2 protein-coding genes and 1 pseudogene are annotated in these 1,994 nt (G+C 38.0%); 1 reads left to right on the top strand and 2 read right to left on the bottom strand.

Annotated features, from left to right (window positions below; translation table 11 throughout):
* Together C200_RS04830 and C200_RS14185 are read right to left on the bottom strand one after the other, a co-directional pair.
* Window positions 1–214: pseudogene (locus tag C200_RS04830) on the bottom strand (IS6 family transposase); the annotation flags it as partial.
* A gap of 78 nt (window positions 215–292) precedes the next feature.
* Window positions 293–1,009 (bottom strand): 5'-nucleotidase, encoded by a 717-nt coding sequence (locus C200_RS14185; protein ID WP_016212354.1) that lies wholly within the window; start codon window positions 1,007–1,009, stop codon window positions 293–295.
* Between the two features lie 354 nt (window positions 1,010–1,363).
* On the opposite strand from C200_RS14185, the gene C200_RS04820 reads away from it, so the two are divergent.
* Window positions 1,364–1,994, top strand: a 631-nt coding sequence (locus C200_RS04820; protein WP_033923695.1) for an IS30 family transposase, incomplete at its 3' end; no start/stop codon positions are given.

Below are 1,994 nucleotides of genomic sequence, written 5' to 3'. Positions count from 1 at the left end.
TCAGCCGTTTGGCGATCTGCGAGCCATACTCGTGCACCCAACGACAAATGGTTGAACGCTCAATCTCAAGACCTCTTTCAGCTGCTATTTCTTTGAGATCACGGTAAGATAAGGCATAGCGGCCATACCAACGCACCAGCCAAAGAATAATCTCACCGGAATAATGCTTCCATTTAAAGGGTTGATTCTTCTTAAATCGTTTACGTTTTACCACAGCAATTCACTCTTAACTTCCGTTGATTGCTACACCCTACTCAAATCTAAATTTTTTGCAACAGTGCCGGCTGGAGCGTTACGAGCAGTTATAATGGCCGTACACACGATTTTTTTTAAAATCACTATCTTTTTCGGCTTTTTTTTCTTCCATTTTTTGTATCATCGATAATTTTTTAAATAAATCTATTAATGGGCCTTCTTTGTGAGGGATATCTACTTTTTGAACTTCATGAGCATGAAAATCTTTTAAATCATTTGTTTTTTGAAGAACGCTTTCAGCTTCGTCATCTGCAATGACACCATCAAAGTCAAAAGCAACTCTTAACTCGCTACCTGCATCATCGCATATATCACCATATATAATTAAACCTGCTGGATAACCGAAATTAATTGCTTTTTTCACATCACTTTCATCCCCAGATAGAAAAAGTGAAGCATTAAATGCGGGGATATAATTATATGGTGAGCTTCCACCCATAAATGCAGCTCTTGATATATTTAAGTCGTAATGCTGAATAGACCTAAAAACTCTTTTCCCCGTCGCAGGAGAGTTTCTTGAAAGCAAAACTACCTCCACAGGCTCGTCATCTGGGAATGACTGGTTGATCGATAAAAATCTTTTGATAAAAGGAAAAGCAACACCTTTTTGTAAGGTATTATTTAAATTATCTTCTTGGAATTTTTTATATTCATTCTTACCTTTATTGGTAAAAACTTCATGTGCTTCAGACAAATCGAATAAGGCGCTAGAGGATACGGCAATCACAAGCTTATTTTCGATAGGGTAAGACATTAAAGAAACTCCATTTCTGTGCGCTCTTACAACTATAACTCAACATCAAAGTAACTTTCCATCATGTACTGTTTTATTGGCTTTAGTAATATACTACTCATGTCTTACCTTTAACCCTAAGACTTTAGGATAATGTGCTCATGAACTACTTTTTGGCAGCACTCAAGCGCTGATTACCAAAAAGTATAATATTTGACACATATAGCTAAGCTACCTCGTATATGAGTAAAGGAGATTTATAACCCATATTAGTATAAGGTTCCGCCCTCCGTCATCTGAAGTGCAACACTCAGTAGAGAGTTCATATTCATACAGATAAACTCTCTAGTTCTCCTTTTGACTTAGAGGGTAGAGATGATTTATCGGCACTTAAATGAAAAAGATCGTTTTTATATCGAACAACGGTTATCAGAGGGAGACTCGCTCAGATCAATTGCTAGAGCACTTGGCTTTTCTCCTAGCACGATTAGCCGTGAGATTAAACGGCACACCCCAATCGATTTTAAAGGTCTTTATTGTCACCGGCTTACTTCTCGCTGCGCACAAGAAAAACGAGCTAACGCTAAGCAAGGACAAGCTTTTCAACAAATTTCAGAAGAGGAAAAAATGTTGATTCATCAGCGGTTAAGCACTCATACATCCCCCGATGTTATCAGTCAAGAACTTATACGTGAGCATAATATTCAGGTGAGTGAGAGCACGATTTACCGTTATATTTATGATGATAGAGAGCGGGGCGGAGAGCTTTACAAAAACCTGCCTCATTCAGGAAAACCTTATAAGAAGAAGGTGAGTCGTGGTGATCAAACAAAAATACCTAATCGCGTTGGTATTGAACAACGGCCTGCTATTGCTGATGAAAAGACAGAGTTTGGTCATTTTGAAATTGATACGGTTGTGGGTCGCGATCACCAATCTTATTTATTAACACTGGTCGATAAGGCGAATAAAATGTGTTGTATAAGGAAAATGCCTAACAAACAAG

Source organism: Piscirickettsia salmonis LF-89 = ATCC VR-1361 (assembly GCF_000297215.2).
Taxonomy (GTDB): domain Bacteria; phylum Pseudomonadota; class Gammaproteobacteria; order Piscirickettsiales; family Piscirickettsiaceae; genus Piscirickettsia; species Piscirickettsia salmonis.
The sequence above is the reverse complement of the archived record's forward strand: the minus strand, read 5'-3'. Positions and strand labels throughout refer to the sequence as shown.

What these genes read in the sequence shown, in the direction of transcription:
- C200_RS14185 (WP_016212354.1), bottom strand. Translation starts at nt 1,009, where the DNA reads ATGTCTTACCCTATCGAAAATAAGCTTGTGATTGCCGTATCCTCTAGC.